Below are 6,125 nucleotides of genomic sequence, written 5' to 3'. Positions count from 1 at the left end.
AAAAATATTTTTATATTACTAGAGGTGGAAAACTAAAGGAAGCTTATGAAGGCATTGAGGCAGCTAGAAGTGTGGGGTTAACTCCTATTAAAATTAATAATGTTTTAATTGGAGGATTTAATGATGATGAAATAATAGATTTTGTTAATCTAACTAAGAATGAAAAAATGGATATAAGATTTATTGAAATAATGCCTATGGGACAAGCTGTTAATTGGGCTGTTGATAATTTTGTTTCTAATGAATTAGTCTTAGAAAAAGTAAAAAGTTTAGAAAAAGTAAAAAGCTCTGATAAATCTTCTCCAGCTGTTTATTATAAATTACCTAATGCTAAAGGTAAGGTAGGATTAATAAATTCTATATCCTGTAAGTTCTGTAAGGAATGCAATAGAGTTAGATTGACAGCAGAAGGAAAGTTAAAACTATGTTTACACTCTAATGATGAAATAGATTTGAAAAACCCTTTAAGAAAAGGTGAAAATATAAGAGAGTTAATAGAGAAATCCATTATGGAAAAGCCAGAAGCCCATAAATTAGAATCGGGTAAGTATATATTTAAAAATATGAATCAGATAGGTGGTTAATTATGGAGTTTACACATTTTAATGAAGAAGGTAGAGCTCATATGGTAGAAGTAGGAGAAAAGGAAGATACAAAACGGGTTGCTATAGCAAGAGGAAAAATATTTATGAAGAAAGAAACTATAGAAATGATAAAAGAAGGCGTAATAAAAAAAGGTGATGTTTTATCTGTAGCGCAAATAGGCGGAATAATGGGCTGTAAACAAACTAGTAATTTAATCCCTATGTGCCATAATATAGATTTAACAGGGGTGGATATTAGGTTTAATGTTGAAAAAGATTATATAGAAATTGAATCAGAAGTGAAAACTGTAGGAAAAACTGGAGTTGAAATGGAAGCTTTAACTGGGGTTTCTGTAGCGGCTCTTACCATATATGATATGTGTAAGGTTGTAGACAAAAATATGGTTATAGATGATATTAAACTTATGAAAAAAACCGGTGGTAAATCTGGTATTTATATACGGGGTGAAAACAATGAATAGAGTAGGAAAAGTTATTGAAATTAATAGAAGTGGGAAAAAAGGTGTTATAAAGGAGCCTATAGGAGAAGGAAAGTTTGTAGAAAATTTTGGTCTTGAGAAAGACGCTCATGGAGGTAATTGGCATAGACAAGTAAGCCTTTTGGGAATAGAAAGTTTTAGAAAAATGGAAACCTTAGGGATAGAGGGTTTAAAATATGGGATGTTTGCAGAGAATATTACAACAGAGGGAATAATACTATATGAGCTACCAGTAGGGACCAAATTAAAAATAGGAGAAACTATCCAAGAAGTAACTCAGATAGGAAAGGAATGTCACTCTGGTTGTGAAATAGCACAAAGGGTAGGGAAATGTATAATGCCGAAAGAAGGAATTTTTACAAAGATAATTAAAGGTGGTACTGTAAAAGTTGGAGACATAATAGAGGTGCTTTAAAGTGATAGGAGAAATTGTAGCCATTACTGCTTTTGGCAAGATTAATAAGACTGAAAATAAAGTTAATGAAGGAATATTAAAGGAGAATAAAGGATTAGTAGGAGATGCCTACTCAAAAGGTGGAGAAAGACAGGTTTCTTTTTTTAGTGAAGAGGGTAGAAAAAAAATAGAAACACAAGGTATTGGGGGGATCTGTACAAGAAGGTTTTGTGAAAATATAACTATTAAAGATTTAGATTTAGAAAACCTAAAAATAGGTTCCTTAATTAAGATAGGTGAATCTATTCTCGAAGTTAGTCAGATAGGAAAAGAATGTTTTGCAAGCTGTAATTTATTAAAAATAGGCAAACTATGCCCCTTAACTAAAGATGTGTTTTTTTCAAAGGTAATTAAGGGTGGCGTTATTAAAAATGGAGATAAAATTATTCATATTTAATCTAAAAGTTTCTGGAATTTATTCCAATAAGAAACATTACTAATTTCTTTATTGAATTTTATCTAATATTTCTTCCTATAATATTAAAAAAGTATTATTATAAAACATTAATACAATAATAATAGATTTTCAGTGTCAAACTTCACATATGGGAATTCCATGGAACTGAAATAGTAGTTGTTAAATTTTTCCTGAGAAAGTTCTAGATAAATAGGAGAGTCAATGCTTGTATCATCCTTTAGGTATTGATTAAAACTAAAGTATAGGAATATGGATTCTGAATTATATCGATTAATTTTAATTTAAAACTATTTTCCATTTTTAGTCCTCCTTTTTTCCACTTGGAAAATGTTAAAGATGGGCAGGAAAAGTTATTGGGGAAGTGATTAAGGGTGGGGTTATGAAAATGGATACAAAATTAGTATCATATGATAAATTAAAGAAAAGTATTTTAGATCATATTTACCTAGGTATCGTTATTTCTGATAAAGAGGGGAATATAAAGATTTTAAATGAAAAGACTGTAGAAATGTTTAGCTATAGCTATAATGAATTAATTAATATGAAAATGTTCCAACTATTTAAAGGGTGGAAGGAAATAAAAAGTTCAGTACTTAAGAATGAAAGTTTTACAGGAAAAGAGGTCTATGTAAATGCAAGAAGGAATAAGCTAAGGTTCCATTTAAGGGTCTATCCCGTATTAAATGAAAGTGAAAATATTAAAGATATACTATATATTTTTGATGAATTTAAGAAGAAAAGGAAATTAGCTAATAAAATAATAGATAGAGGAGCTATTTACACTTTTGATAAAATAATAGGGAAAAGTGAAAACTTTCAGAAAGCTATAGGATTTTCTAAAAAAGTAGCAGATAGTAAATCTACTATGCTAATAACAGGGGAAAGTGGAACAGGAAAAGAAGTTTTTGCCCAATCAATCCATAATTATAGTAATAGAAAGAATGCACCTTTTATAGCCATAAATTGTGGAGCTATCCCTAGGAATCTTATTGAATCTGAACTCTTTGGTTATGAAGAAGGGGCTTTTACAGGTGCTAAAAAAAGTGGTAAAATAGGAAAATTTGAAGTTGCTGATGGAGGGACAGTGTTTCTAGATGAGATAGGAGAATTGCCTCTAGATTTACAGACTAGATTACTAAGGGTTTTAGAAGAAGGTACAGTTTCTAGAATTGGTAGTACAAGAGAAAAGGTTGTAGATGTGCGGATAATAGTAGCAAGTAATAAGGATTTGAGAGAAGCAGTAAAGAAAGGTAAATTTAGAAGGGATTTATTCTATAGAGTTAATGTTCTACCTTTAAGGTTACCTCCTTTAAGAGAAAGAAGAGACGATATACCTTTACTAATAGATTATTTTATGGAAAAGATATCTAAAGATCTTAATAAAAAACAAGTTAAAATATCTACAGAGAAAATGGAAAAGATAATGAAGTATGAATGGCCAGGTAATGTAAGAGAATTAGAAAATTTTGTTGAATTAATAATAAATGTAGAAGCTGTTCCTGTGAATATTGGAAGAGATAAAAAGGATATTCCTTTAAATATAAATAGTTTAGAAAATAAAGAAAACAAAGATATGTCTCTAGATACTATGGAAAAAAATCATATAATAAAAGTTCTAGAATTTCATTCAGGTAATATTACCCAATCAGCAAAGACTCTTGGAATTGCGAGAAATACATTATATAGAAAAATAGAAAAATATAATATAGATTGCTCAAGAATAGAGCGATGTTCTAATTTGGAACAGTAGTATTAAAAAGAAATGTTCTAAAAGAGTACATATACTTTAAATAACCCAGTGCAATAGTTGATAGCATAGGGTTATTTTTGTTGGTATAAATTTTGCATATTATATAGACAAAAGCTAAGGGGGGCGTATATATTATGCATGGTTATATGGGTAAAATATTAAGAGTTAATCTAAGTGAAAGAAGCTGTAATGTAGAACCTTTAGATGTAGAAACGGCACAAAAATTTTTAGGTTCAAGAGGTTTAGGAGTAAAAATAATGATGGATGAAGTTCCAGCTAAGGTAGAACCTTTAAGTGAAGAAAACAAATTAATAATAGCTACAGGAGCTTTAACTGGTGCACCAGTGCCAACAAGTGGTAGATATATGGTAATTACTAAATCACCTTTAACAGGAGGAATAGCAGTTGCAAATTCTGGTGGGAAATGGGGGCCTAAATTTAAAGCTACTGGTCATGATTTAATTATATTTGAAGGCAAAGCAGATAAGCCAGTTTATTTATCTATTGAAGATGATGATATAAAAATTAAAGATGCTACTCACCTTTGGGGGAAAACATCAAGTGAAACTACTGAAGTATTAGAAGAAGAATTGAAAGGTGGAAATGTATTATGTATTGGGCCAGCCGGTGAAAAACTATCTCTTATGGCATCTATAATGAATGATGTAGATAGGGCAGCTGGTCGTGGTGGGGTAGGTGCTGTAATGGGGGCTAAAAATTTAAAGGCTATTGTAGTTAAAGGTACTAAAAAAGTTTCACTATATGATGAAGAAAGAACAAAAAATGTTTCTAAAGAAAAGATTCGAACCCTATTAAATGACCCTACTGCAGGAGAAGGTCTACCCACTTATGGTAGCGCCATTTTAGTAAATATTATTAATGAAAGTGGCATATTACCAGTTAGGAATTTTAAAAGTTCCTATACAGAAGAAGCAGATAAAATAAGTGGGGAAACTATGACAGAAGATTATTTAGTAAGAAAAGTTGCTTGTTTTAGATGTCCAATAGCCTGTGGTAGAATGATTAAAATGCCTGATGGTACTGAAATAGGTGGACCAGAATATGAAACTATATGGTCCTTTGGTGCAGACTGTGATGTATATGACTATGACGCCATTAATGAATGTAATTTTATTTGTAATGAATACGGTTTCGATACTATATCAGCTGGAGCAACTATTGCGGCAGCTATGGAATTATACGAAAGAGGTTTAATAAAAGATGAAGAAATAGAAGCAGATGGTTTAAGTTTAAACTGGGGAGATGCAGAGGCTGTAGTAGGCTGGACGAAAAAGATGGCTATAAGAGAAGGTTTCGGAGACAAATTGGCTGATGGGTCTTATAGATTAGCAGAGGAATATGGTGCTGTAGAAGTATCTATGACCGTTAAAAAACAAGAACTCCCAGCATATGATCCAAGAGGAGTACAAGGCCATGGAATTACTTATGCTGTTAATAATAGAGGTGGATGTCATATTAAAGGCTATATGATAAGTCCTGAAATATTAGGATATCCAGAAATGCTAGATAGGTTTTCCTTAGAGGGAAAAGCAGCTTATGCTAAAGTCTTCCATGATTTAGCAGCAGTAATAGATTCTATTGGATTATGTATGTTTAGTACCTTTGGATTAACATTGCCAGATTATGTAGATATGTATAATGCAGTATGTGGAGATATCTATAATAATGAAACCTTATTAGAAGCTGGATCTAGAGTTTGGAACATTGAGAAATTATTTAATTTAAGGGAAGGCATAGATAGTTCCCATGATAAACTACCTAAACGATTATTGGAAGAACCAGTGAAAAATGGGCCTTCTAAAGGACATGTTCATCGTCTAGATGAGTTACTTCCTAAGTATTATGAAGTAAGAGGATGGGATGAGAATGGAATCCCAATAGAGGAAACTTTAGAAAAATTAGGACTTGAAGAATATAAAGAAAATGTATAATATATAGGTATAGTATTAATTTTAACAATATTAGGCTTCCTGGGAAGCCTAATATTGTTGTGTGAAAGGGCAGGTGAGGTTTTGATAAAAGTAGAGGTTAGACTATTTGCTAACTTTAGAAAAGGAAGAGAAAAGAAACAAACAATTCAATTGAAAGAGGGAGCAATAATTAGGGATTTATTAGAAATTGTAAATATTCCTGAAGAAGAAGTTAGCATTCTTTTACAAAATGGAAAATACGGTCCTGCAGATAGAGTATTAAATGATGGTGATATTATAGCTGTTTTTCCACCAGTAGGTGGCGGCTAAAATATAAATAAAAGATATTATTAGACCAGCTATTAAATGTCAAGATGTAATTTAATTTATTTTGCCCTAGTGATTTTAGAATTTCCGTCAGAACCCGTCAAGGGAAAAACACCCTTGACAGAACCTGCCATAAATTCTTATGTAAAAATGGGCAAAAC

The 6,125-nt window shown here is 31.3% G+C and carries 7 protein-coding genes; all 7 read left to right on the top strand.

Annotated features, from left to right (window positions below; all coding sequences use genetic code 11):
- Positions 1-584: GTP 3',8-cyclase MoaA (locus tag VK071_12240; GenBank protein ID HLR36080.1), on the top strand; the 584-nt coding region annotated here is incomplete at its 5' end.
- Positions 585-586: 2 nt separating this feature from the next.
- A complete protein-coding gene (moaC, locus tag VK071_12235; protein HLR36079.1) occupies positions 587-1,066 on the top strand; it encodes a cyclic pyranopterin monophosphate synthase MoaC in 480 nt (159 codons plus the stop codon).
- Positions 1,059-1,499 carry an MOSC domain-containing protein gene (locus VK071_12230; protein HLR36078.1) on the top strand — a complete coding sequence of 147 codons (441 nt, stop codon included), beginning with the start codon at positions 1,059-1,061 and terminating at the stop codon, positions 1,497-1,499. Before moaC ends, VK071_12230 begins: the two co-directional genes overlap by 8 nt.
- A gap of 1 nt (position 1,500) precedes the next feature.
- Positions 1,501-1,935, top strand: coding sequence for an MOSC domain-containing protein (locus VK071_12225; GenBank protein ID HLR36077.1), 435 nt, complete (start codon positions 1,501-1,503; stop codon positions 1,933-1,935).
- Positions 1,936-2,341: 406 nt separating this feature from the next.
- Positions 2,342-3,706, top strand: a complete 1,365-nt coding sequence (locus VK071_12220) for a sigma 54-interacting transcriptional regulator (protein ID HLR36076.1) — start codon at positions 2,342-2,344, stop codon at positions 3,704-3,706.
- Positions 3,707-3,840: 134 nt separating this feature from the next.
- Positions 3,841-5,658 (top strand): aldehyde ferredoxin oxidoreductase family protein, encoded by a 1,818-nt coding sequence (locus tag VK071_12215; protein ID HLR36075.1) that lies wholly within the window; start codon positions 3,841-3,843, stop codon positions 5,656-5,658.
- Positions 5,659-5,712: 54 nt separating this feature from the next.
- Positions 5,713-5,967, top strand: coding sequence for a MoaD/ThiS family protein (locus tag VK071_12210; protein HLR36074.1), 255 nt, complete (start codon positions 5,713-5,715; stop codon positions 5,965-5,967).
- The last annotated feature ends 158 nt before the right edge of the window (positions 5,968-6,125 follow it).

The sequence above is a fragment of the Tissierellales bacterium genome, from assembly GCA_035301805.1.
Lineage (GTDB): Bacteria > Bacillota > Clostridia > Tissierellales > DATGTQ01 > DATGTQ01.
This window is presented reverse-complemented; position numbering and strand designations above follow the sequence as displayed.

What these genes read in the sequence shown, in the direction of transcription:
- moaC (HLR36079.1), top strand. Translation starts at nt 587, where the DNA reads ATGGAGTTTACACATTTTAATGAAGAAGGTAGAGCTCATATGGTAGAA.
- VK071_12230 (HLR36078.1), top strand. Translation starts at nt 1,059, where the DNA reads ATGAATAGAGTAGGAAAAGTTATTGAAATTAATAGAAGTGGGAAAAAA.
- VK071_12220 (HLR36076.1), top strand. Translation starts at nt 2,342, where the DNA reads ATGGATACAAAATTAGTATCATATGATAAATTAAAGAAAAGTATTTTA.
- VK071_12215 (HLR36075.1), top strand. Translation starts at nt 3,841, where the DNA reads ATGCATGGTTATATGGGTAAAATATTAAGAGTTAATCTAAGTGAAAGA.